Below are 23155 nucleotides of genomic sequence, written 5' to 3' on the forward strand. Positions count from 1 at the left end.
TCCGCAGCATTTCAGTCAATCAAATCCGAGACAAGTACGATCTCGGTGGTTGCGGGAAGGCTCTCCCGGAGTTTTTCCTTCAGGGCTGGCCCAAAGGTACGAGACATGATTAGTACCGTATCCACAGGACGGTCGATCAGTGACTGCCTACATTCGACGGCAACCGGTATTCCCGGATAAAATGTCCCAGCGAGACTCAAGTCATCATCGAAGAACCGAATGCCATCGGACGGCATCTGGCAAATCCTCATCGCATTCACGAACCTGGAAGGAACATAGACGCCTAGCGATCTTCCACCCGAGCGTCTGTTCGCGCATTCTTCAGACAGCCGATAGCAGCTTTCACGAGACTTGGTAATGTAATCCTGCGCCTTGCTGATAGCGGCCTCAATACCGGCGCGGTCGATCTCAATCCGATCCTCGCTTGGCCGGAGCTCGGCATAGATCGATCCGCCATAATTCGATCCCTCGCAGCGCTCCGCTACCAGCCCGCCGAGCGCCATTGTACTAAGCAGTGTCTGATGATCGAAGTAACTCCAGTGTTCGTGAAATAACGTGGAAACATCGTGGCTGGCGATATAGGGCCCTTCATCGGGCACCGAGACGAAAATTCGTCCACCTGGCGTCAAATAATCCTTCAGGGATGATGCCAATCCGACCGGATCCTCAACATGCTCCAACACCGATGTCAGGATAATTGCCGAAAAGCGGCGACCCTCAATGAGAGGCGAGGGAAAGAAGTCGCGAATGATCTCCAAGCCAAATCTAGCGGCACCCTCCTGGCCTTGAGGCCCAGGCTCAATTCCGATGACCGTCGCAAAAGAAGGCCTCAACCGCTCCAGCAGATAACCATTCCCGCATCCGATTTCCAGAACGCTCTCGCGTGTGCCATCTGCGGCCCGTTCGAGCCAATGCGAGATGAACCGTAAAAAATCGTCGGCGTATCGGCGACCGAAACCCTCGTCATCAACATTGCTGCCGAGAATGGAGCCCTTTTCATAGACACGCTCCAGGCATTCCGCGACCTGCGCGTTCTTCTCCTGAATGACCCGCCCGGTACTGGGATCGTATGAAAGCACAAACGGTAATTCATCGGGTACGCCGTGCTGGTTGTGTGGCGTGTCTTGCGCGCCCCACATGAATGGCAGCGCATCAATACCCCATTTCAACTCAGCGGATTTTCCTTTGCTCATTCACCCTGCTCCGAAACCAACGTTCCCATATAGCTTTCCGCTCTTCTCTGTAGACAACTCAACACGTCCGGATGCGGCGGCACCACTCGTTCCAACACTTTCGCAGTATCCATGCGGCAGCGGAACACCTTGCACTCCCCATATTCACCGTCAAACATCGCGAAACTCGCCAGATTTCCAACGTCTCGCGGCAGCCCACAGGAACCGACGTTCAGCAAGGTGTTTTTTCCGACACTTGCCAGGAACGGCCGATGAGTATGTCCCATTACGACGACATCAGCATCAACGCTACCGAATACAGAAAGGTCGGACCACGGATAGACATAGCCGTTGACCGGATCGAACGGACTGCCATGCACCATCAGGATGCGTGTGGAATCGCAAACAATCTCTCGTCTCACCGGCCATGTCGCCATCCAGTCCAAATAGGATTCAATGTCGTGACGATACTCCGCTCGAAGCTGATAGGCATTTTCGCCAAGATCATCCAGCGTGTTTTCCAAGACAAGTTGATCGTGGTTGCCCCTCACGCACTCGACGTCATTTTTCCTGAGAAACTCGAGTACATCGCGCCATTGAGAAAAATATCCCACGGCGTCGCCGAGGAAGTAAACCTTGTCAACACGCTGCTGCTCGAGCATTCGAAAACACAGTTCGAGGCCCGCGGGGTTTCCGTGGGCGTCAGATAGAAAGCCAATCTTCATTGCCGCCTCTCAAACGACGCGCTAACTGAGCAATACCGGTTTCAAGAGGCACGGCGGGCCTCCAGTCAAGGATGGCCTTGGCATGATCTATATTCATGTCGGCGCGGTATTCGTCATTACCACCGCTGATGCCTGTGAAAACCACGCGGCCGGATCCACAAACCTCGACGACGGTTTCCGCAAGGGATGCCATAGTTACCGGTGCGCCGGAACCGATATTGAAAAGTTCTGCTGTAACGGTTGAACGCGGTTGAAGCAGGTAATCGATCGCCTTCCGAATAGCGACGGCAACATCGTTCGCGTGGATGAAATCCTGACTGCGAAGGCCGGCTCCCGCGACCATCAAGTTCTGCCCGGCAACCGCCTGCTTCACGAAGCTGTAGAGCACGCTGGGTTTGTCCACGCCCACGGCACTGTAAGGAGAACCAATTCTTATTGTCGCAGTCGGCGATGGCAGAGCGCGTAATAGCAGTTCGGTATAACGCTTCGCTGCCGCATAGTCCGAAAGCGCCCCGATTTCGGCGGTTTCCATCCATGGCAAAGGTGAATTCGCATAGACACTGGTGCTCGATAGATAGATAAGGCTCGCGCCGGTCTCCTCGGCCAACCTGATCACATGGGAGTCTATCGCGGCGTTCGACGACGCTGCTTCCTTGTCATCGAAGGACCTCGGAAGCCTGGCCGCAGTATGAACGATTACATCCGGTGCGTACGTCGCCAGCCCTTGGACCTGCGCCGCATTCTCGAGGTCGGCAACCACATAATCGCTCACGCCGGTTGAGCTCGACCTCGTGGTGCGGACAACGCCAACCGGTCGCCCCTGCGGTATGGCGGACAAAGCATGCATGACATGTTGTCCAACCAAGCCTCCGGCACCGGTGATGATTATCCGCACCTCCCGCGTCATCCCGAGTGCTTCGTGATGTGCCTGATTGCCGCCGCCACTCGCTCGACATCGACATTATCATAGCACGGCAAGGTAATCGTCGACGTCATCAACGAGGCGGCGATGTCGTTTCTGGTGCCATACTTGTTCGCGTAGTAGGTGGTGGCACTCATCGCGTATGTGCCGATCGTAGATTCAACACCTTCGCTACGCAGCCCCGCGACCAATGCATCGCGGTTACAGGTGGGAGGAACAGAAAATACCAGCGACTGGACGTTGTGACGCACTGAATTTCCGGCGTGCTGCGCCACGAAACCGATAGGCTCTAACTGGGCGCGATAGACCTCGCGTATGGCGTTGCGAGAATCCACAATTTCATCGATTTTGGCGAGCTGCTTGCTGGCCATGATCGCCTGTAGCTCTGTCAAACGGAAATTGTAGCCATAATCCACGAAATCGAGACCATTCTCCGTCGGCCGTGCTCCATGGGCCAGCTTTACGGAAAGCCATTCAGCCCAATCATCCCGGTCTGTGGTGATGGCGCCACCTTCGCCACTGCTGATCAGCTTCCGGGGGTGGAAGCTGAAGCAGGTCAAATCCGCAACGGATCCGCAAGGGCGACCGAATTCACTGCTACCGATCGAGCAGGCAGCATCTTCGATCAGCGGGATGCCATGCTCGCGGCAGATATCCTTTATTTCATGGAGACCTGCCGGATTGCCGAGCGCATCAACGAAGATAACGGCTTTTGTTTTCTCGGTCAGCAGCGAGCGCAGAGCATCCGGCCGCATATTATAGGTTTGCGAGGAGACGTCGGCAAACAGCGGGCGAGCTCCCAAATCTTCAACAACGTTTGCTGTCGCCGGGAAAGAGAAGTCTGAAACAACTACCTCATCACCGGGGCCAATCTCCAAAAGTTTCAGGCACACCCACAAGGCTGTAGTTGCGGATGTTGCAAGGAAAGCATGCTTGCTGCCGGTGTAGCGGACTATGTCCGCCCGCAATTCCTCGACGTAGCGGCCCCTGGTGAAGATCCCGGTATCGAACACGTCACGGAATTCAGCCTCGACCTCATTGAAGCTGACATACGGTTTCATGAGACGTATCTGGCTCATCATGCTCTCCCGATATTCGCTACATACCAGGCGATGGTTTCCCGAAGCCCTTCATCGAATTCCGTAAGCGAATAGTCGATCAACGAACTTACCTTCACATTGCTGGCATTGTGGCACAACACGTCCGCCTGTCGCGCCGGTCTACGCACAACTTCGCCTTGATATTCCATCATCTTGCAAATGCGCTCGACTAGCTCTGAAATCGTGATCTGATTGTCGGTAGAGATGTTGACGGAGTCGCCCGACGGGAGCATGCGGAAAAGCTTCAGAACAGCGTTCACCGTATCATGCACATATATGAAGTCACGACTCTGCGTTCCTTCGCCATGGATTTCAGGCGATATACCATTCAAGATCCGCCATGCCGTGATGGGAATTACACCCGCCATCATCCCCTTGAAATTCTGGCGTGGCCCGTAGTTGTTGAAAGGCCGGACGATGATAGCATCCAGTCCGAACATGCGAACATAACTTTCAACCGCCAGATCAGCGGCAGCCTTGCCTGCTGCATAAGTAGTCGTCGGATTGCGGGGATGCAACTCGTCCATCGGCTCGTACACTGCTGTCCCGTAAACCTCGGAGGTCGAAAAATGGCACAGTGACTGAAATGCGCCGCGGCGCTGCAAATCCAACAGGTTGAGCGCCACAGTTACGTTCGTGCCAAAGGCATTCGCGGGATTCACAAACGAGTAGTTGAGTGCTTTGGTCGCGCAGTTGAAGACGATGCCAATATCGTGTTTGGAAAATATATATTCCAAACTGGTCATCAGTTCGGCATCATCCCGATAAAAGGTCAGGCGACCACTTTTATCCGCAGCGGTCAGATTATGCTCCGAGCCCAAGAACAAGTTGTCTATCACGATGACACTTTCGGCGCCTTCGGCAATGATTTGGTCAACTAGATGGCTACCTATGAACCCGGCGCCTCCGGTTACCAGAACGTTCTTACCCGTGATGCTTCGCATTTTCGTCACGCCACAACCGATCGTTGAATCTTGTCGCAAATAATCATGGCCTCCAAGCCAGCTTTCGCGCCCGGTAGCCCCGGGTCAACGTGTCCCGAGCAACTCGCCACGAATGCCTGCAGTTCTGAAAGCAGGGCTTCCTGTGGGCGCACCTCTACTGCCTCCTGGATCGCGGAAATGGTGTAAGGCTGGCCTGCCACATGCCGGATTTCGGATTGACGGTTAATGATGATTTCCTTTCGCAAGAGCTCGCAGTCGATGAACATATCGATGCAGGTCGCCTCTATCTGCCTTTTTTTCTTGTCGGTCACCCGGCTAGCCTGGATGCGGGAAAAGCGGCCATTTTCGTGAGTTATGAGTGCCGATGCGAAATCGATCATCTCGTGGCGAGCGTATCCGTGAGCAGCCACGTCTAAAGCGGGCCCGTTCAGGTAAAGCGCGAGATCGATGTCGTGCACCATAAGATCCGTCACGACATCCACATCAGTGATGCGCGCACTCAGCTTGTTTGTACGCATGAAGTCAATGCTGATTACCCGGTCGGCCTTGTCGAGTATCGCCTTAAGCTCTTGGACTGCCGGGTTAAAGCGTTCAATGAAACCTACCTGAACATTGAGCCCGCGCTCAGCGCTGAACTCTGCAATGTCCATCGCTTCCTTCAGTGTTCCCGACAGCGGCTTCTCGACGAAAATGTTCTTCACCTTGGCGGCTGCCGCTTTGATGTAGTCGGCATGCGTCACCGTGGGTGTGCATATAACGATAGCGTCCACTGGTTCGCTTACTTGACCCAGGTCCGACACGACGGGAACATTGTGAACTGCGCCGAGGCGTTTGGCTGTGTCTCCATCGGCGTCGGCCAGAAAACTCAGTTCCACACCTTTGAGCATAGACAAAACGCGCAGATGGTTTTGCCCCATCCTGCCAAGTCCGACCAGACCGACCCGCAAAGGTCTTTCTACCATCGTCTCAACCCTCCGCCAGGCGATTGCCGTTTTTGTCGATCTTTGCAACAGGGCGCGCAGGATTGCCGACCACCAGTGTAAACGGCTCGACGTCGCGAGTCACGACACTGCCGGCCGCTACCATCGCATACTCCCCGACGACGATACCGCACACGATGGTGGAATTTGCACCGAGGCTGGCCCCGTTTGCGATCCGGGTCGGCGTAATCTTCCAATCGGCATTGAAAGCCCGCGGCACCTTGTCGTTCGTGAAGGCGACATTGGGACCCACGAACACGTCGTCGCCGATCTCAACACCGTTGTAGACCGAAACGCTGTTTTGGATCTTGCACCGATCTCCGATCCGAACGGCGTGATCGATGTAGACGTCCTTAGATATCACGCAATCCTCGCCGATCGACACGTTTTCCCGGATCTGCACGTTGATCCAGATCTTGGTGCCCTTCCCTATCCTGGCTAGCTCGGAAACATGAGATGAAGGATGGACAAAAATTTCCTGTGCCATTGTATGATCTCTTTACTCTCAGCTCTTCAGCGCTTTCGCCATCACGTCGGCCACCCGCTGGAGTTCACTCTCCGTCATGTATGGGAAAAGTGGCAAGTTCAATACGGACGCGCACAAGCGCTCGCCTTCGTCCCCGCCAAAATGTGCCTTCAGATACCTTTCGGCGCCTTTCTGCCTGGACATGACGCCCGGATAGATATTCCCGAAGCCGATCCCCTCTTTTTTCAGGACCCCTTCCACGGAGGATCGGCAGCCCGGATCTTCGATGAGGCATACATTGCAATAACCGTTTTCCTCATAGTCCACCGGAGCATCCATGAGCGTGATACCAAGTTCTGGCAGCGTGCGTCGGTAAAAACTGACGGCATTCCGACGCGAGGCAAGTCTTGCGTCTAAGTGATCCAGGCTCAGGTTGAGGAAAGCAGCCTGCAGGCTATCGAGACGCGAGTTCCATCCGACCTCCCCATAGCTATAGTGGGTGTCTCGGCCATGATTGGCCAGACACCTAACCTTTTCGGACAGAACCTGATCATCGGTCATCACTGCGCCGCCATCGCCTGCCGCGCCCAGAACCTTGGCAGGGTAAAATGAGGTGGTCGAGATCAGCGCCCCCTCATAGATCGGAAGGCCCTTGTAAGTAGCGCCGAAGCATTGAGCCCCGTCTTCCACCAGCAGAACGCCTTCATCCCGGCATAGCAACCTGATCTGCTGCAAATGCGCACTGCCCCAGCCGTAAAGATGCGCGATAACGGCGGCCTTCGGACGAAAAGCCCTGATGGCCTCCTTCAACGCCTCCAGCGAGATCCCGCCATCCGAAATATCGGCATCCACGGTCACAGGATCGGCACCCACGTTAACGACCGCCTCGAACGTTGCCCAGAACGTGACGTTAGGCACCAGGACAAGATCCCCTCGCCCCACCCCCAAGGCCCTGAGAGCAATCTGCAATGCGTCGGTTCCATTGGCGCATGTCACCACAGACGAGACGGAAAGAACATCTATGAGGCGGCTCTCCAAGCGAAGTACTTCTTCTGCACCGATAAACTGGGCGTTCTCAGTCATCTGGGACCATCGAGCGTTCAGAGCGTCAAGAAACCCGTCTTCGAAACGTTTGATATCAATAAACGGCACTTTCAAACGGTGTTCCTTTCACGAAAATCAGGACTTGGATTAGGTATGCGGTGTCCGTATCCAATCAATGACCACAACAGAGCCCCCGTCACCGGCTCATAGACGACAGGATAGATCAACATCCAACATGCCAGCATCATCAGGCACACGATAGCACAACGGACTTCAGCGCTCGAATTGCGCCTCGCCTCAGAAATCAGATTCCGAAATGCCCCTACCATGAGATAGATCATGCTGCCTAGCATGACGACACCTCCGGTCATCATCATCTCCAAGTAGGAATTGTGCGGCAAGACTACGTCAGACTTGTCGCCAAGAATCTCGTATGCAGCACTACCCGCCACTCCAAAAGACGATCCGAAGAGCACGGTCAGAATGCTTGAAATCGGTGACCCCGTATAATCGAGGTCCGGCCAGAAGCCCACTTGACGATGCGCGAAATCAGTTATCGCGGAGGGCTCACCTTTAACTTGACCCAAAACGGACTTTACTGCCGCTACCAGATAGGCATCGGCACCGATCAACAGTACGAATCCAACGCCGACGAGCCCACCAACAACACCGCGGAAAACGAGATCGACACGCTTTTCTGCTGGCGACACTAGGAAGAGCGTCAGACTGGCAAAACAGATGCCGAGCACTGCGCCTTTAGATAAGGTCATGATGGCAAACGCCGTTGCAAGACCGGCTGTCGCCGCTGACATCGGAAGTTTACAGGGGACACTTATGCCAATGATAAAACCTAGCACGGCGAGCATACCTCCGACGTTGGGTTCTCCAACAATCGTCATATGGCGGACGAGGTCTGCGCGGATCGCTATATAGTTTTGAACCAACGTTGCGAGCGAGCCACCAAAATACTGGTAAAGTAGCGAGGCAAATGCTGCGGAAAACACTATTAAATATATCAGAAACAAGACCTTTAGGCTCTTTCGTGAGACAAACAACAGCGCCGCAAGCGGTGCAATGACCATGACATTGGCGAAACGGCTGGTCGCCGCGATGCTCAGATCAGGGCCAAAATTTAGATATGTGTGAACTCCTGCCCATCCGACGGATAATCCCAGTAGCACTAAGCCGATCGGCATCCGAATAAATCCACGCCATTCGGCGAGTAACACGAGAGCCAACGTAACTGCGATCAACACGAAACGCCCACCGGCTGAAAACGGAAAAGTCGCGTATCGTTGCATTAGGTAAAGTGCCGAAACAAGGACCGTCAAACAAAGACAGAAGCGCGCCAACACCAACAGCTTGGAACTGCCTCCGTTTGTCCGACCAACATCGGACGTATTCCACGCCTGCGCGAAAGTCGAAGCTTCATTAAGGCCGCCACGCACTAGGGCTCTCCTTTTGATCCGGGATGACTGCATCCGCAACATCAGATCACCTGTAGCAAAGATCGAACTACCACGATTTTGATCACCGCCATGCGAGACCAACGTCATGGTTACGGACAATGCGGCAAAAGCTGCGGGGCATCCATCAGCACCCGTGTACCGCAGCGACATCACCACCGAAAACGCGCGGTGGTGATACCGATGACTGCCTAAATTGCCCCCTCGACATCGATGGCAATCCTCGTTGCTTGAACCTGGTGCCATAGCGGGATTGGCCAATCCCCACCATTTTCGATGGCCTCGGCGAACACCTCCAGTTCCTTTTTCTGCCCCTTGTCCGGCTTCCGAAGCGAAACTTCCTCGTTCTTGGCGCCAACTTTTCGGAATAATCGATAGTCATCGATACTGATGACGTTGCCATCGCAGAACACTTCCATCATCTCCTTCGAATAGGCACCCGCACCAAGTGCCGTGTAGGTCAGTGTCGCGACGGATCCATCCTCGAATGCAACGGTCGCGACGAAGTTGTCACTTGAGGAATAATGACCTGTTGCTGGGTTAATTGCCTTGGCATCGACCGTCGCTACGCGCGACTGAGTTAGGAAGGTGAACAGATCGTAGATATGGCAGGCTTCACCGCGATTGCGGCCCCCTCCTTCTCCACCATGAACCCAGTGATCTAACGGTATGTAACCGGCGTTCATTCTGTAATTGATGATCATTGGATTTGAGCGGTTAGCGACAGCAAGAGCCACACGTTCGACCAGAGGTGAGAAGCGACGATTAAAACCGGTAAACAAAAGCGGCTTTGTCTCCACATCCTCCTGATAATAGTCCAAAATCGATGAAATTTCACCGGTGGTGAGCGCTAGCGGCTTTTCTAGAAGAACATGTTTCCCCGCCCTCAATGCGGCGACAGCGAGCTGAGCGTGGCTGTCGTGGCGCGTCGCGATAATAACTGCATCCACATCGTCATCGCCTAGAATTTCAGCATAATCCGTAGTGCAGTAGTTTGCGCCAAATCGTTTGGCAGTCGAAGCAGCATTGTGACCAGTTCGGCTCGCGATCGCCCGTAGCTCGAATTTTTCCTTCATTTCAAGGATGTTCGGAAGGTGCATGCCCTTGGCGAAGCCACCTGCACCGATGATGCCGAGCCTTATGCGTTTCTTGCCGTTTGGAGCCGGCGATAGCCGCGGGAGAACGATACGGCGTTCGGCAGGGAGCACGCTCGGCTGATAGGAGAGAAGGACGAGAAGCGGCTTTTGAGAGCCAGCCTGCAGCCGGCGGTAGGCCTCGTCGACATTCTCCAAGGGATACTTCACGGTTATGAGTGAGGTGATGTCGATTAGCTTGTCCGACAGCAACCGCAGATATTCTGCCATATTGCGACCTTCTGTCCAGCGGACGTAGGCCACGGGATAGTCAAGTCCACCTTCTTCGTAGCGCTCGTCATATCGCCCCGGTCCGTATGACGAGGATACCAGAAAGTCTAACTCCTTCGCGTAGAAGTCACCCCGATTGAGATCGAGACCGACGTCGCCGACTAAGACCACGCGCGCCTTCTTCCGACACATGCGGAACGCGGCCGACACAATTTCGCTGGATTGGCTGGCGGCCGTTATGATGACGCCGTCCGCACCGATGCCACCCGTCACCCGCGCAACTTGGCTTACCTCGTCAACATCGGAAGGATGCATACCCCAGTCAAGTCCCTGAGAACGCGCGTCGTCGAGCCGATTCCGATCAACATCGAAACCGATGACCCGACAACCGTTTGCTCGCAGCATCTGCGCGGTCAGTTGCCCGATGAACCCGAGCCCAACGACAACAAATGTCTCACCTATGGTTGGGGCTGCACGTCTTATCCCTTGAAGGGCTATGGCGCCCAGTGCAACAGTCGAAGCTTGCTCGAACGTCACAGAGTCCGGCACTACAATGGCAAGGTTCGTCGGGATGCAGACATACTCGGCATGAAAGGCACATTGCGCGCCGGCGCATGCCACCCGATCCCCAATCTTGAAGTTGCTAACGCCCTCTCCGACCGCAACGACGCACCCTGCGCCGGAGTAACCCGTCGGCAACTCCACAGACAAACGGCTTTGTACAAGCCGCATAGTCTGGGTCAGTCCATCGGACCGCACCATGTCGACGACCTTCTTGACATTCTTAGGCTGCTGAAGTGCGCGTTGAACAATCGAGCGCCCGGTCGCCTTCACCCCCGACACTTCCGTCCCTACCGAGATGCAGGAATGGTCCATTTTCACGAGCACCGTGCCGGGCGTAGCGAGAGGCGCTGGCACCTCCTCCAACCTAACCTCACCCTCGCTCACGATAACTTGTTTCATTGCCAGAAACCACGCGTATCAACGACCACCTTACCTAGGAGCAAGGATGGATCTATCGTCTTGAAGGCACGATGGTCGACAAGGAGCACCACAATATCGGCTTCTGCCACGGCCTGCTCGAATTGGGCGAGCGCTGCTTTCCCTTCAAGGGTAGCGGGCAAATGCTCGATGAACGGTTCAACGACCATGATATCGATGGCTGCACCTTGTCCCGCAAGGGCTTCAACGATTTCCAAGGCCGGGCTCTCGCGCAGGTCATCGACATTGGCTTTAAATGAGAGGCCAAGGCAAGCGACTTTGGCCCGTTCAGCAACCAGTAGCCGATCGCTCACGGCCTTCATGACCTTATCGACGACCCAAAGCGGCTTCCCGTCATTCACTTCTCGAGCAGTACGGATCAAACGGGCGACATCGGGAGCGGAGTGGACAATAAACCAGGGGTCCACAGCAATGCAGTGTCCGCCCACACCCGGGCCTGGATTAAGAATGCTAACCCGAGGGTGCTTGTTCGCGAGCCTAATCAGCTCCCAAACATTAATGCCTATTTGATCGCAGATCAGCGACAGTTCATTCGCGAAACCGATATTGACGTCGCGGAAGGCGTTTTCCGTCAACTTCGTCATTTCAGCCGTTCTGGAATCCGTGACAAAACATTCACCTCGGACAAACGTCTCATAAAATCTGCGGGCTTTGGAAGAGCATTCTAGTGTCATGCCACCGATGACACGGTCGTTCTTAACCAGTTCGGTGATAATGCTGCCCGGAAGGACTCGCTCCGGGCAATAGGCCACGTTGACGTCTGGTTGCGCGCAGGACTCGTGAGGAAAAGCCAGATCCGGCCTGAGCTCTGAAAGCCAAGCAGCCATTTTCTCAGTCGTACCGACCGGCGAGGTCGATTCCAGGATGATGAGTGAACCTGGACGAAGTACGTCGGCGATCGAGCGGGAGGCCTGCTCCACAAATCTCAGATCGGGCTCGTTTCCATCTTTGAAGGGTGTCGGGACGGCAATCACGAAAACATCGGAAGGCTGCGCCGTTGCGGATGCACGCAAGCGGCCTTCACTAACCACTCCTTGCACTAGGCCGGCAAGATCAGTCTCTACGATATGAATCTGGCCGCGATTGATGAGTTCGACAACGTCAGCGTTTACATCAACGCCGACAACCTCATGTCCCACGCTTGCAAGAACGGCCGCGGTGGGCAGCCCGATATACCCCAGCCCAATGACCGACACCTTCAACTTAGGAAAACTCATATTGTCCCAAATCCCCTTCAATTACACGCATAATACGTCCGGACGCATGACCGTCACCATAGGGATTATGGGCCATGCTCATAGTTGCATAGTAAGAGGGATCCGTCAGAAGGCGTGAGGTTTCTTCGAAAATCTTATGTTCATCGACACCGACAAGGCGTACGGTTCCAGCAGTGACCGCCTCTGGTCGCTCGGTCGTATCCCGCATAACCAACACCGGCTTGCCAAGCGACGGCGCCTCCTCCTGAACACCGCCGGAATCAGTTATGATTATATGAGCACGGCTCATCAGCATCACGAAGGGCAGGTAGTCCATGGGCGGCACCAGATGAATGTTTGGAACCCCGTCCAGAAGCTCATGAACAGGCTTCATGACATTCGGATTCGGATGAACGGGGTAAACAATATCGGCGTTTTGCTCTGCTGCGATGCGCTTCAGAGCCCTGCAGACTGCCTGAATACCATTCCCAAAATTCTCACGTCGGTGTCCAGTAACTAGAACTAAATTTCGGCTAGTATTTACTAACCAAGGCATTGCAACGAACAGTTCGCTCAGAACAGATGGTTCCTTAGATATCTTGTCCACAATGCTCAAGAGTGCATCGATAACGGTATTTCCCGTGACCCAAACCCTCTCCGGAGAGACCTGCTCTTTTAGTAGATTTTCTCGGGCATTGAGGGTAGGTGCGAAATGAAGCGAAGCAAGCTGACCAACAAAACGTCTGTTCATTTCCTCCGGCCAAGGAGCATTAATGTTACCTGTTCTTAGACCAGCCTCTACGTGGCCCACTGGCACTTTGTTATAGAACCCCGCAAGTGCTGCTGCAAACGCGGACGTTGTATCACCGTGAACCAGAATAAGGTCCGGCTTTCGCTCACGAATTACTCCGCTCACGCCCTGAAGAACGGCCTCCGTCACGCTCTCCAAGGATTGATTGGATCGCATAATGTCTAAGTCAATGTCCGGTACAATTGAAAACAAGCTCAGCACCTGATCTAAAAGACCACGATGCTGACCCGTTACGCAGACTGTCACCTCGTACTTCCCTGACGATGTCAACTGCTTTACGACGGGAGACATTTTAATCGCTTCTGGGCGTGTTCCAAACACGACTAGGATTTTTTTGTAATTCACGCAGTTCCCCTGAGATCGCGACTGACAGACCAACAAGCGATTATCCAACACGCATCGTTGGAGTGCCCGTTATAAGCAATGTTTAGCTTGAACACGCCAAATTGCGTCCCGCGGATGGCCATACCCGCACTCATTAAACATGGATAGCAATTCCTGATAGTCCTCGATGTACACTTACGGCCATTAACCATAACGGAGCTCTTTGTTCCGGGTGCGTTCTATTTGCTTGCCGGAATACCATCTCCGGGCTAAGTCTGGGTTGTGCCGGATAAATCAAACGATCTCCGGAACTTAAGCGGCCCCCGATGGTGGTGGAACACCGAACGAGGGCCTGACCCGCAACCTTATCTGAGAAGGAATTGGGCTATGAAGACCCTTATCTGCTTCGCTTTCGTGATGGAAGCACTCCCTTATATGGATCCTGTTGATCCCTTATCAGATCGTGCCCTGCCGAGCAGGCGTCGTGCCTTTGCTGGCTGCGGTTCACCGTATGCGTTTCCGCAGGCCTGATCGAACAATTCTGACATTCGCAGGCATTTGTAATGGTCGAGCGCGCCGGATGGCGTCCTCAGCCGGGCCATGACTCTTGCGCTGATGTCACTCAACAACAGGATACATTAAATGAACAATACTGTTTCCGGTGCGGCTGCCGCACCAACCCATTCGCATGCCGTCAATCCGGATGTGCTGCATTCGAGGCTTGATGGATTGTGCAATCAGGTGCTGACATCGAGCTTCGGCTCGACCGCTCTGATGGACGCGCTTGCCTCAGGACTTTCCGACGTTTCCAGCCTGCTGCGCGGTGTGCCGGCAGCCGAAGGTCGCCTCATCGAGCGTGGCATTCAGATGATCGCGGGGCTTAATCCCGACCTTGTCGTGCTGACGGAGAACATTCGCCTGCCAGTCAGCAAGGCAGCTCTCGATGTCGTCGAGCGCAACGATCCTCGCCATTATGCATCACTGACGCTGGATGCCGATAGCGGTGGTCGGCGGGGCTACACGCCAGATATGATCATCGTGAACCGGGGCTCTAAGGTTGCACATGTTGTAGACGTCAAGCGCAGTCTCAGCTCCTACGATGCTGTCCGACTGCAGGAGTTGAAGAAGCGGATGCTCGCTGGCGCACTGACCGTTCCTGATCTGCTCTATCAAGAGCATCACCGGCTGGCCGTTGAAGCCGTCCATGTCGTCATGCTCGACGCCCAGAATGGCAGTCGCGAAGCGTCCTCGGGTATCTGGCCTGTGAGCGATATCGATCACCTGCTTGGCGTCGAAGGTGCGGGCAAAGCGATCGCCTATCTGCGGCGGGCGTTTCAGACCGCAGTCGAGCAAGTCTGGCGTGAGGCGCTGCAACATTATCGTCGAGCGCGGGACTTGAGCGAGGACGATCGTCGGGCAGGGGCCATGCCATGGCTCGTGACCCAGCAACATGCTCCCGATGAGCGCATACTGTTCGGCAGTGACGATCGAATAGTTGGGGCTACAAGCACAAGCGAGCGACCTGAGATCCGCATCGGGTTTGCCAGTCTGCCAACCGTTCGGCTACAGGCGCTGAGCTAGGCCAAGTTATCGGCCGGCCAGCGCCGGCCACTTCCCCCATCCATCCATCTACTCATTCCGTAATTGCGACCGCGCATCTCAGATGCTGCGGCGGAGGAAACACGTCATGTCCAAACAACCCTCTGCAACCATCATTCCCTTCCCGATCCGCCCTGCCTCTCCGCCCAAAGCGGTCACGGAGACGACAGCTCATTCTTCAGCGCCCGTGACACCGACGCCGAAGAAGCTATCGCGAGCCCGGCAGTCCTTCGAAGCGCTGATGGCCCGTCCCGAAAGCTCATCGCCTGAAAACTGTATCCCATACCGGGCGTTTAACAAGCGGCAGACGGTCAGCCTCCCGATCGACCCCGCCTTCATTGTGCGCCAGGCCATTCATTGGACCCGTAAACGGCCAATCGCCTTGAGCAGCCTTCCTGACATGATCCGCAAAGATCTCGAGAAACTTTGCGCGGCAGGCGACCCGACCGGACTGATGGTCCGCGACTGGCTCGAAGGCAAAGGCCCGAAGCCTGTGGTTGAGGAGAAGGCATGATGGAGATCCTCACCGATCGCGTGACGCGATATCTGCTACGCCGCATCCGACGGCTTGCCGTTCTCGACCTCTATCAGCATGCAGCTGTCGCAGGTCTGCTTGACGAGATCGCTTATGACGCTGGTGGCAGTACTGGTCCAACTATGATCAGTCGCTGGTCTCCGACTGTCGAACTGATGCATCTGTTGTCGCTCGGAGATCAGGGCAAACAGATCTTGGCACGCAGGCTCGGCCATGCCGGCCAGCACGCAGATAGCCTCGCAGAACACTGGCAGTCTCAGCAAGCGCCAGCGGCAGCCGCTCGAGAAGCCCGGACGTCGTCGATGTCGTCATTGGTGTCTTCGTCAGCATGCGATACAGAGCTTGAGCGCCAGGCCGCATCCGAGCGTAAGGCACTGGCCGTTCTTCGCGAACAACAGCCGCTTCCGAAAGCCGCACCCGTTGCGGTGGCTCTGCTGATTGCCCGCGCTGTCGGATCACACCCTGGCGGATGGGAGGCGCTGCGGTCGATACTGCGCCGCCCGGACCCGTTCATCGTGATGCGCATTCCAGTCCCGGGCTTTCAGCGACATTGTGGGCGTTCCCTCGAAGACGGACTGATCATCCCGTCATGGATGAAGCTTGATGAACTCGTGCGTCTCGCCGGGATCTGCGACTACGGTGATCGGCGGCCGGGGAAACTGCGCAAGCGGATCAAGACGATTGCGGGAAGCGAAGTTCACAAAATCTCTGATCGAGCCCTTAGCAGAGCCCTCAGTGACGCGGTCAACAGCGAGCCTCCCCCGCCCATTCTGCTGGTCGATCAGACGAACCAGGACCTGCCTGAAATCATCATGCACGCCGCCGACCTTGTGCTTGAGGCCGATGGGCTCGACCATACCTTGCTGTCCGAGCTACTCCAGATCTGTTGCGGCATCGCCCCCAAACAGTCACTCGCGTTGATGCGGGAGAAAGGTCTGACACTTGATCATCTGCATCTCGATGACCTCGCCCTGATCGTCCGTCCGGGGCGGTCCAGTGCGGAAATCGTTTCCGCATTTGAAGCTCTAAGGGAAGATCGCGCATCAGATCTGGAGAGTGGTGATGGCGAAGGCTCCGACGGTTCCGGCCGCAGGAAGAGCTCGGGCGTTCCGGAATGGCGGTCGGGTGCAAAGCCTGAAGAGAAACGCAAGAGCGCTGGCTCTGCGACCGTCGAAGTCATCCGCCCGCAACCTGCCGACGCCGAGGCCGTTCTGCGGGTCGAGACGCTCAGCGGCTATGGCGAGGCGGCAGACTGGGCTACCAGTCTCAAGCTCGATCTGGATCTCTGGCGTAACGGCCTGCTGGACTGGAGCGAACTGAGCAGCCGATTGCTTCTCTCCGGTCCACCGGGAATAGGCAAAACCACGTTCGCGAGAGCGCTCTGCAACACACTGCAGGTACCGCTGCTCGCGACATCCGTCGCTCGCTGGCTCGAGGCCAGTTATCTTGGCGACGTCCTGAAATCGATCAATGCCGCCTTCACAGTAGCGTCCGAGCACCGGCCTGCGATCCTCTTCGTCGACGAGATCGACAATCTCGGATCACGCGCTTCAGGCGATAGCAGAGGCCATAAAGGTCATGATGATTATTGGGCATCGCTGATCAACCGGGTCCTTGAGCTGATCGATGGGGCTGCAAAGACCGAAGGTGTGATTATCGTTGCTGCAACGAACCTGCCGGAGAAGCTCGATCCGGCACTCCTGCGATCAGGACGGTTAGAGCGACATGTACAGATCCCACGGCCAGACATCGACGCACTCACTGGCATTCTTGCGCATCATCTCGGGACAGACCTCGCGAAAGTCATCGAGACCGCTCCGAAGTCGGACACATTCGACGTAACTCAAGTGGATGGCAAGCTTGAGCCGGATGCGACCAAATCGAGTGTCGAACACATCCCGGTTAACGCAAAGGCGTCAGGCAGCAGGAGGAATACTGTATGAACGAGTTTGTAGATGGCTTGAGCCACCAATCGTCCCGTCAGAGGGCCGATCTTACGCCGCTTAACCGTCTGGCTCTGTTGGCCTGCGGCAGAACCGGAGCGGATATCGAGCGGCTATTGCGCGAGGTCAGGCAGAAGACGAGACGCGAACGACGGCCCCTCAGCTGGTGCGATATCGAGACCGCGCTGATGGAGTCTCGCATCAGGCTGACTGGTGATCATCGTTATCGGCTTGCTGTTCATGAAGTCGGGCATGCCATGGCTTACACGCTCCTTGAAACAGGGATTGTCTACGCCGTCACCGTCGGGGGGAGCCTTAATGGTTCAAGCCAGAGCTTCGGCCAGGTCGAGTTTACGCCTTTCCTCGATCGGCCGCAGAACGACGACTGGCTCAGGCGCACATGTGCGGCTTCGCTCGCAGGCAGGGCTGCCGAGAAACTCATCTTTGGTGAGACACTGGCGGGATCCGGTGGCGACCTGAACAGCGACCTGGCCCGGGCAACGCGGCTGATGCTGGCGGCCGAGACACAGCTTGGCTTCTCCGATGTCAATCCATTGATCTACGTCTCGCCCGAACAGGCACAGCAGCAGTTGCTTTACGACGGCGAGCTTCGCAATCGTGTTAACGAGCGGCTCAAGCATGCTGAGGCCATGGCAATGGAAATGCTGACGCGGCACAAAACGGCTCTGGCGGCGATCGCCGCTCAGTTGGCAAATGTCGGCGTCATGTCGGGGGATGAGTTCCGAAAAGCGTTGGCGCTGGCTTCATGAGAGCAAAAGACAGATCCGGTCACGGCGTGACCTGCCTTTGCGATTCCGATCGGCACCCGTTCGATTCTGAACGCGAGATTGGCGGTGCCGAACGCCGATTCCGCGATTCTGGGTTGAGGATTTCCGTGTCCGAACTGCGAAAAAGGGATTCATACTGTCACGGCGTGACGTACCCCTGGGAGGGTTATGCATGAGTTGTGAGCTGACGCAGCAGATCTGTGAGGAATTGGGAAGTCGTGATGCGCTTGGCAGTTCCCTGCGCAAGGCTACTCCCACTTTGCCAGCAACCTGCGTCAAGGTCACATACCTCGGAGCCAAGCTGATTTAAGTTGTCGCAAATCAAGTCGATCTTAAACGCTTTGCGGGCAACTCAGGTCAAATCATCTCAATTTACCCTGACGCGATTCGGAATGCGGATTTATCGATTCCGAATCAAGATTCAGCGATTCCGCTGCAAACGGCGTTTCGACTGTCGATAGGATCCCGTAAAGCTCTGCTGAAGCTCGTGGCGGTCAAGTTTCTGTCTCCCGCCTTAACTTGGCTGGACAATCACGTCGACGATTTGAACGTGGATGGCAAAGCGTCCGGAAAGCGGATGGCCTGCTACAGGGCTTATTGAGATTAAAAGAGTGGAGTTAGGCTCTCCATGCCCGAAACATCCCCCATTGCTGTTAGTTTGCTCGCTTCAATGGAAACAACTCATCCTGTTGGCGAGCCGATGCGATAGCTGTCGGCGGGTTCGATGAACGTATGGGCTACGGCTCTGAGGACCATGAGTTTGGATATCGATTGGTGAGCGCGGGTATCCGCGCTCGGCATATCAGATACTCGGCAGTCTGCCTTCATCTTGACCATGCTCATGGTTACGTGGATCCAAGGCAGATCGCTGATAACGCTAATATCCTGCAACAAACTGTATCCCAGCGACTCAGGACGACAGACTTCGGCTTGAAGGGCGCTTCTCAAGAGTAAGATAAGGGAGGAGGATCCAGGATTGTCACTGGATCCTCGCAGTCAGCTCAGGCTGGCTCTGTCTGCTTGCATGCGTCGGGATGCCATCGAGGTAGATTGCGGTAGAAGTGCGCAGGATAAGCACCATCCAGTCGCTTGGGACCGCACCAGTCGTAGTTTTCGTCGTCATCCTCGTCGCTGAGTTCTTCGGAAATGGCTTCCGGATACGGGGCAAATCGATATTCCGGCAGATCGAGCGCTTTTCGCGCAACATCGATAAGCCAAATCAGCGTGCGATATTCATCTTCGATATCAACCTGTGAGAGCGCCTCATATTCGGTGCAGTTTTTCTCGACTGCCAGGTCTGAGAGTGAATAGAAGTCGCATGCGACCTTATCGATGATTTTCAAGCTCTTGAGGATCTGCAAGCGGAACTGACTTGCGATCCGAGTCTCTTCGTCTTCCTCTTCTGGGCCTCGCGGCTCAAAGTCGCTCCATCGCAAATCTGGTATCATCCGATCGTAGACGGATCCGTCATCAGTGACCGTCGCGACACGGATCACGTTGCTATTACCTGCCTCGATGACCTTCTCTGCGGCCAACTTAAGGGCTTCCCACACATCCGGAGCGGGAAGCTCCATCACCTCTGTGCTCAGACTCTGAGCATAAACTCTATACTTCATTCTTCATCTCCATAATTAAAATCAATAAGTACTACTACTGTATTGATAATACATCATAGACTATACATTAATGATTGTCAAATATATAAAGTATAAACTTCTATCCCGTCGCAAATTTTGGATTACATATTATGTTTACCTATTTATCCGGGCTGTATTTCCTAGAATAAAAATGTTGAAAATAGAAATTTGAGTGCCAGCTCACTTCGATTAATGAAGTTTGATCATCTAAAACGCCTTCCACATTGCCAACATTGCAATAAACGGATGCGCTCATCGGCCGGCGAAACATCACGCCGTTTGTCTGTTGCATCAGCGCCGATGAAACTCATGGCTCAACCCAACAGGAGAAGACCATGAGAAAATCAAGAAAACAGAAGCTGGAAAATCAGGCCAAGAGGCAGAGTAATCTGCGCAAACTGTCCCGGGAGAAGCGACGCCCAAATCGTGATGACTTGGCACGCGTTCTGCTGTGGCAGATGATCACTGCGGCGAAGGGACGTTCCCGTCCTGAGAAAGCACTTAGCAAGGTCTGCGACTCGTTGCTGACGGAATTGTTGAAGCAAGGATTTAGTGAGCACGAAACCGAGCAGGTTTTTTGGGAGCTTGCACAAAAATATGATCCTGCGCTTTCACCCTTCAGGCCAAAACGCCATCTCGGTGCATGATCCGGCTACCAATAGTCGGCAGCACTGTGTGCTGTCGACAGGTCCATTGGTCGCGCAAGTCTGTGTCCGCGCAAACGGCGTACCCATTCGAACGCATCTGTCCCCCCATTACTTCGTGTAACGGCGTTTATCCAAGAATCGATTTTCGAGGGTCGATGTCCTGATCAACGGCTATCTCGGGAATCTCAACCAACCTCTTCTGCATCTATGGATGCAGAAGAGCATTTAGAGGTCTAGGAATGTATACTCTCAGCGATGGACCATGTCGGCACCCGGAACGCAATCTCCAATAAGAAAGCCGGAACGCACAGTGAAGCCTGGCCAAGCGGCTATGCCCATATGCGGAGTGGAATACAAACCTACAATTTTTTCTTTGCTGGACGCTTACGTACCGTTTCTATTTTCTCGACTACGGGCTTTCGGTGTCCTTTCTGCCGTCGGTTGAGAGCAAGCTTGTCGAAATCGAGACCATTGAACATAGAGTAGTCGACCCGTTCACTGAGCGGCGCGAACGCGATTTCAAACGCGTTGTCTTCACTAAGGACTGAGAACCCATACTTCGAGTGTTCATCACCTCCCACAGAGTGCCCCACCTGAAGAACACGAGCCCGATCGTCGATTTTGTTGGCCCGCATTTCCTCGATTTTTCCGCCGCGGAGCGAGTGAAAGACTTCGCGATTACCTTGTTCAATGCCAGCCTTTTTAAACAAGCGCCCCATATATGAAGACGCACTTTTGGCGGGATCCTCCAGCCGAACGAGATCAGGAAAGAGATATTCATCACCTTTACTCGTTGCCCATTCGATGAAGCCAATCTCCCGCAGGAAGTCGTGAAGCACGAAGAAATTGAGGCTCTCCGCAGTTTTAACGGGCACGCGTTTCCACACTTTATCGACCTCGACGACACCATCAGTGCTCGCGACCCACACATTCTCGTATTTCTGTCGGATGTCTTTGCCCGTCAAAAACGTCAGCAGCCCGAGCCGGCGACCCGTGAGATGGGCGAGCAAAGGCAAAAGAGCATTGTCGATGTAACCACTGTTAACGCCCTCCTTAAAGAGACGACTAAGCTGCTGGGAACTTAATGGAACACTTGGTTTAGATGGACGATGCCCCTTCGAGTAGCGTAACGAAACACCTGCAAATGGATCAAGATAACCCCACTTGGTCATCCCAGAGCGGATCGCCGACTTGACGACGGCGACATAGCCGTCTTGCAGGGTCTTTGCCGCAAGAGGCGTGTACGAATTGGTCTTGGAGCGCTCAAGGGTCTCAAATGCGCTTTCATTTTTAAGGCGTCGTTTCTGTTCCTTTGGCCAATGCGCCATCAGATTGACGAACGCCTGAAGATCCACGCCGCTGTATCGGTCCGCCGGGTGGTCTCCGATGAGATCAAGAAAAACTTGAATTCGCATTCTCGCGGTTTTGATATCCCCATCTTCGCATTCGCCGTTTTCATCGATCTGGCTCTGGATATGTTGATGCGCAACTACGCTGAGTTTGGGCACATCCGAGGGTGCCCGGTGGACAAGCCTTCTGTCCAGTTTGTCGAGTGAAATCGGCATCCCATATTTATCAAGGGGAATCTTCTCAGTCCGGGAAACACCGCGAGCAGTCGACTGAGCTGGAGGCAAGTCAGCTTGTCCCGTCAGAGACGTCGTTTTTGCTATGGCTGCTGGTGCTGTTTCGGGGGTTAATTTCGGCTCTTGTCCAGACACCTCGATGACCTCTGCGACAGAAGCCACAGACTCAACTTCGACTGGCTGGGCGGTCTGCGAAGTTTGTTTAATCTCCTCCAGAACTGGAGCTGATGCCATCTTCGCGGGAGCGGACGGGGCGTCCGCAGGTAACGTTGACGGAGCATCTTCAACGTTGAATTTTGCGGCAGCAGTTCGACGCAATGCTTCTGCGTTTTCCACGACGATCGGCGAATGGGGCTCGCCCCGTTCCTTTGCTTCGACTTGCTGGCTGATTTGAACCAGATCCCGGATCCCGGCGAGTTTACTCTGATCCTCGAGAGTGATGGGAGCAACAGGCTGGCGGAAGAAAAACGAGAGAACCTCAAGCTCTCCTTTGACTTGACCAAGCCAGGTAGCAAGTTCGAGATCGCCCTCGTTGAGCGGCGAATCTTTTTCCTTATCTGAATTGCTCAACGCCATCGCCCTCCGCTCTTCGAACATCAAACGAGCCCTTGCCGCGAGAAGATCAGCAACAATGCGCGCCCGCCGATGCAGGCATGGCCCGATGCTGATCCGGATCAGGCTCGGCTTAGCATTGCCTGCAAGGTCTCGTGGCACCCTAATCTGAAAAATGTAAACGGAGCCTGAGCGCGTCAGATAAGGACCTGGACCGCCCTGTCGATGGGCGTCCAGATGACCGCTGGCTGGGGTTGAGAGACCGTCTTGATTCGTTACCGGACGCGATACCGTAACGTGTACATCTTGCGCTACTCGCATTGCCATTACCTCCGTAACGGTTCGTGAAGAACCG

General features: G+C 54.8%; 20 protein-coding genes. 6 read left to right on the forward strand and 14 right to left on the reverse strand.

Translation table 11 applies throughout. The annotated features are described in order from the left end of the window. Positions 1-11 precede the first annotated feature (11 nt). From QTL56_RS07050 to wecB, 12 genes are all read right to left on the reverse strand, one after another. On the reverse strand, positions 12-1193 hold the full coding sequence (locus QTL56_RS07050) for a class I SAM-dependent methyltransferase (RefSeq protein ID WP_245136497.1): 1182 nt from the start codon (positions 1191-1193) through the stop codon (positions 12-14). Next, positions 1190-1897 (reverse strand): metallophosphoesterase family protein, encoded by a 708-nt coding sequence (locus tag QTL56_RS07055; protein WP_245136496.1) that lies wholly within the window; start codon positions 1895-1897, stop codon positions 1190-1192. The genes QTL56_RS07050 and QTL56_RS07055 overlap by 4 nt, the downstream gene beginning before the upstream one ends. Beyond that, positions 1875-2804 carry an NAD-dependent epimerase/dehydratase family protein gene (locus tag QTL56_RS07060; RefSeq protein ID WP_280640724.1) on the reverse strand — a complete coding sequence of 310 codons (930 nt, stop codon included), beginning with the start codon at positions 2802-2804 and terminating at the stop codon, positions 1875-1877. The genes QTL56_RS07055 and QTL56_RS07060 overlap by 23 nt, the downstream gene beginning before the upstream one ends. Then, complete coding sequence (locus tag QTL56_RS07065; protein WP_245136494.1) at positions 2801-3898, reverse strand: DegT/DnrJ/EryC1/StrS family aminotransferase; 1098 nt, start codon at positions 3896-3898, stop codon at positions 2801-2803. Before QTL56_RS07065 ends, QTL56_RS07060 begins: the two co-directional genes overlap by 4 nt. Further along, positions 3898-4863 (reverse strand): dTDP-glucose 4,6-dehydratase, encoded by a 966-nt coding sequence (locus QTL56_RS07070; protein WP_245136493.1) that lies wholly within the window; start codon positions 4861-4863, stop codon positions 3898-3900. Before QTL56_RS07070 ends, QTL56_RS07065 begins: the two co-directional genes overlap by 1 nt. 5 nt (positions 4864-4868) lie before the next feature. Continuing rightward, positions 4869-5825, reverse strand: a complete 957-nt coding sequence (locus tag QTL56_RS07075; RefSeq protein WP_245136492.1) for a Gfo/Idh/MocA family protein — start codon at positions 5823-5825, stop codon at positions 4869-4871. 4 nt (positions 5826-5829) lie between these two features. Beyond that, positions 5830-6330 carry an acyltransferase gene (locus QTL56_RS07080; protein WP_245136491.1) on the reverse strand — a complete coding sequence of 167 codons (501 nt, stop codon included), beginning with the start codon at positions 6328-6330 and terminating at the stop codon, positions 5830-5832. A gap of 18 nt (positions 6331-6348) precedes the next feature. Continuing rightward, positions 6349-7461 (reverse strand): DegT/DnrJ/EryC1/StrS family aminotransferase, encoded by a 1113-nt coding sequence (locus QTL56_RS07085; protein WP_289393566.1) that lies wholly within the window; start codon positions 7459-7461, stop codon positions 6349-6351. Positions 7462-7463: 2 nt separating this feature from the next. After that, positions 7464-8801, reverse strand: a complete 1338-nt coding sequence (locus QTL56_RS07090; RefSeq protein WP_245136489.1) for a hypothetical protein — start codon at positions 8799-8801, stop codon at positions 7464-7466. A gap of 209 nt (positions 8802-9010) precedes the next feature. Further along, on the reverse strand, positions 9011-11146 hold the full coding sequence (locus QTL56_RS07095) for a bi-domain-containing oxidoreductase (RefSeq protein WP_245136488.1): 2136 nt from the start codon (positions 11144-11146) through the stop codon (positions 9011-9013). Next, positions 11143-12402, reverse strand: coding sequence for a UDP-N-acetyl-D-mannosamine dehydrogenase (gene wecC, locus QTL56_RS07100; RefSeq protein ID WP_245136487.1), 1260 nt, complete (start codon positions 12400-12402; stop codon positions 11143-11145). The genes QTL56_RS07095 and wecC overlap by 4 nt, the downstream gene beginning before the upstream one ends. Next, positions 12389-13537, reverse strand: coding sequence for a non-hydrolyzing UDP-N-acetylglucosamine 2-epimerase (gene wecB, locus QTL56_RS07105; protein ID WP_280640723.1), 1149 nt, complete (start codon positions 13535-13537; stop codon positions 12389-12391). Before wecB ends, wecC begins: the two co-directional genes overlap by 14 nt. A gap of 621 nt (positions 13538-14158) precedes the next feature. Between wecB and QTL56_RS07110 the strand changes: the two genes are divergently transcribed. The 5 genes from QTL56_RS07110 to QTL56_RS20885 all read left to right on the forward strand — a co-directional run bounded on the left by QTL56_RS07110 (position 14159) and on the right by QTL56_RS20885 (position 19335). After that, positions 14159-15097, forward strand: coding sequence for a hypothetical protein (locus tag QTL56_RS07110; RefSeq protein ID WP_245136486.1), 939 nt, complete (start codon positions 14159-14161; stop codon positions 15095-15097). Between the two features lie 259 nt (positions 15098-15356). Continuing rightward, positions 15357-15629, forward strand: coding sequence for a hypothetical protein (locus QTL56_RS07115; RefSeq protein ID WP_289393482.1), 273 nt, complete (start codon positions 15357-15359; stop codon positions 15627-15629). Further along, complete coding sequence (locus QTL56_RS07120; protein WP_245136484.1) at positions 15626-17593, forward strand: ATP-binding protein; 1968 nt, start codon at positions 15626-15628, stop codon at positions 17591-17593. Before QTL56_RS07115 ends, QTL56_RS07120 begins: the two co-directional genes overlap by 4 nt. A gap of 188 nt (positions 17594-17781) precedes the next feature. Continuing rightward, entirely contained in the window at positions 17782-18363 is a 582-nt protein-coding gene (locus QTL56_RS07125) for an ATP-dependent metallopeptidase FtsH/Yme1/Tma family protein (RefSeq protein ID WP_245136483.1), read from the forward strand. Positions 18364-19086: 723 nt separating this feature from the next. After that, positions 19087-19335 (forward strand): glycosyltransferase family protein, encoded by a 249-nt coding sequence (locus tag QTL56_RS20885; RefSeq protein WP_245136643.1) that lies wholly within the window; start codon positions 19087-19089, stop codon positions 19333-19335. Between the two features lie 47 nt (positions 19336-19382). On the opposite strand, the gene QTL56_RS07130 is transcribed toward QTL56_RS20885, so the two are convergent. Beyond that, positions 19383-19997, reverse strand: coding sequence for a hypothetical protein (locus tag QTL56_RS07130; RefSeq protein WP_245136482.1), 615 nt, complete (start codon positions 19995-19997; stop codon positions 19383-19385). 356 nt (positions 19998-20353) lie between these two features. On the opposite strand from QTL56_RS07130, the gene QTL56_RS07135 reads away from it, so the two are divergent. Then, positions 20354-20665: a hypothetical protein gene (locus QTL56_RS07135; RefSeq protein WP_245136481.1), complete on the forward strand. Its 312-nt coding sequence runs from the start codon at positions 20354-20356 to the stop codon at positions 20663-20665. Positions 20666-21024: 359 nt separating this feature from the next. Here the strand turns inward: QTL56_RS07135 and QTL56_RS07140 are convergent, their stop codons facing one another. Then, positions 21025-23121 carry a hypothetical protein gene (locus tag QTL56_RS07140; RefSeq protein WP_245136480.1) on the reverse strand — a complete coding sequence of 699 codons (2097 nt, stop codon included), beginning with the start codon at positions 23119-23121 and terminating at the stop codon, positions 21025-21027. Positions 23122-23155: the final 34 nt, after the last annotated feature.

The organism is Peteryoungia algae, assembly GCF_030369675.1.
Taxonomy (GTDB): domain Bacteria; phylum Pseudomonadota; class Alphaproteobacteria; order Rhizobiales; family Rhizobiaceae; genus Allorhizobium; species Allorhizobium algae.

Excerpts from the sequence above, each read along its gene's own strand:
- QTL56_RS07130 (WP_245136482.1), bottom strand. The coding sequence starts at position 19,997 with ATGAAGTATAGAGTTTATGCTCAGAGTCTGAGCACAGAGGTGATGGAG.
- wecC (WP_245136487.1), bottom strand. The coding sequence starts at position 12,402 with ATGAGTTTTCCTAAGTTGAAGGTGTCGGTCATTGGGCTGGGGTATATC.
- QTL56_RS07135 (WP_245136481.1), top strand. The coding sequence starts at position 20,354 with ATGAGAAAATCAAGAAAACAGAAGCTGGAAAATCAGGCCAAGAGGCAG.
- QTL56_RS07110 (WP_245136486.1), top strand. The coding sequence starts at position 14,159 with ATGAACAATACTGTTTCCGGTGCGGCTGCCGCACCAACCCATTCGCAT.
- QTL56_RS07070 (WP_245136493.1), bottom strand. The coding sequence starts at position 4,863 with ATGCGAAGCATCACGGGTAAGAACGTTCTGGTAACCGGAGGCGCCGGG.
- QTL56_RS07065 (WP_245136494.1), bottom strand. The coding sequence starts at position 3,898 with ATGAGCCAGATACGTCTCATGAAACCGTATGTCAGCTTCAATGAGGTC.
- QTL56_RS07125 (WP_245136483.1), top strand. The coding sequence starts at position 17,782 with ATGGAGTCTCGCATCAGGCTGACTGGTGATCATCGTTATCGGCTTGCT.
- QTL56_RS07140 (WP_245136480.1), bottom strand. The coding sequence starts at position 23,121 with ATGCGAGTAGCGCAAGATGTACACGTTACGGTATCGCGTCCGGTAACG.
- QTL56_RS07120 (WP_245136484.1), top strand. The coding sequence starts at position 15,626 with ATGATGGAGATCCTCACCGATCGCGTGACGCGATATCTGCTACGCCGC.
- QTL56_RS07050 (WP_245136497.1), bottom strand. The coding sequence starts at position 1,193 with ATGAGCAAAGGAAAATCCGCTGAGTTGAAATGGGGTATTGATGCGCTG.
- QTL56_RS07080 (WP_245136491.1), bottom strand. The coding sequence starts at position 6,330 with ATGGCACAGGAAATTTTTGTCCATCCTTCATCTCATGTTTCCGAGCTA.
- QTL56_RS07075 (WP_245136492.1), bottom strand. The coding sequence starts at position 5,825 with ATGGTAGAAAGACCTTTGCGGGTCGGTCTGGTCGGACTTGGCAGGATG.
- QTL56_RS07115 (WP_289393482.1), top strand. The coding sequence starts at position 15,357 with ATGGCCCGTCCCGAAAGCTCATCGCCTGAAAACTGTATCCCATACCGG.
- QTL56_RS07060 (WP_280640724.1), bottom strand. The coding sequence starts at position 2,804 with ATGACGCGGGAGGTGCGGATAATCATCACCGGTGCCGGAGGCTTGGTT.
- QTL56_RS07055 (WP_245136496.1), bottom strand. The coding sequence starts at position 1,897 with ATGAAGATTGGCTTTCTATCTGACGCCCACGGAAACCCCGCGGGCCTC.
- QTL56_RS07095 (WP_245136488.1), bottom strand. The coding sequence starts at position 11,146 with ATGAAACAAGTTATCGTGAGCGAGGGTGAGGTTAGGTTGGAGGAGGTG.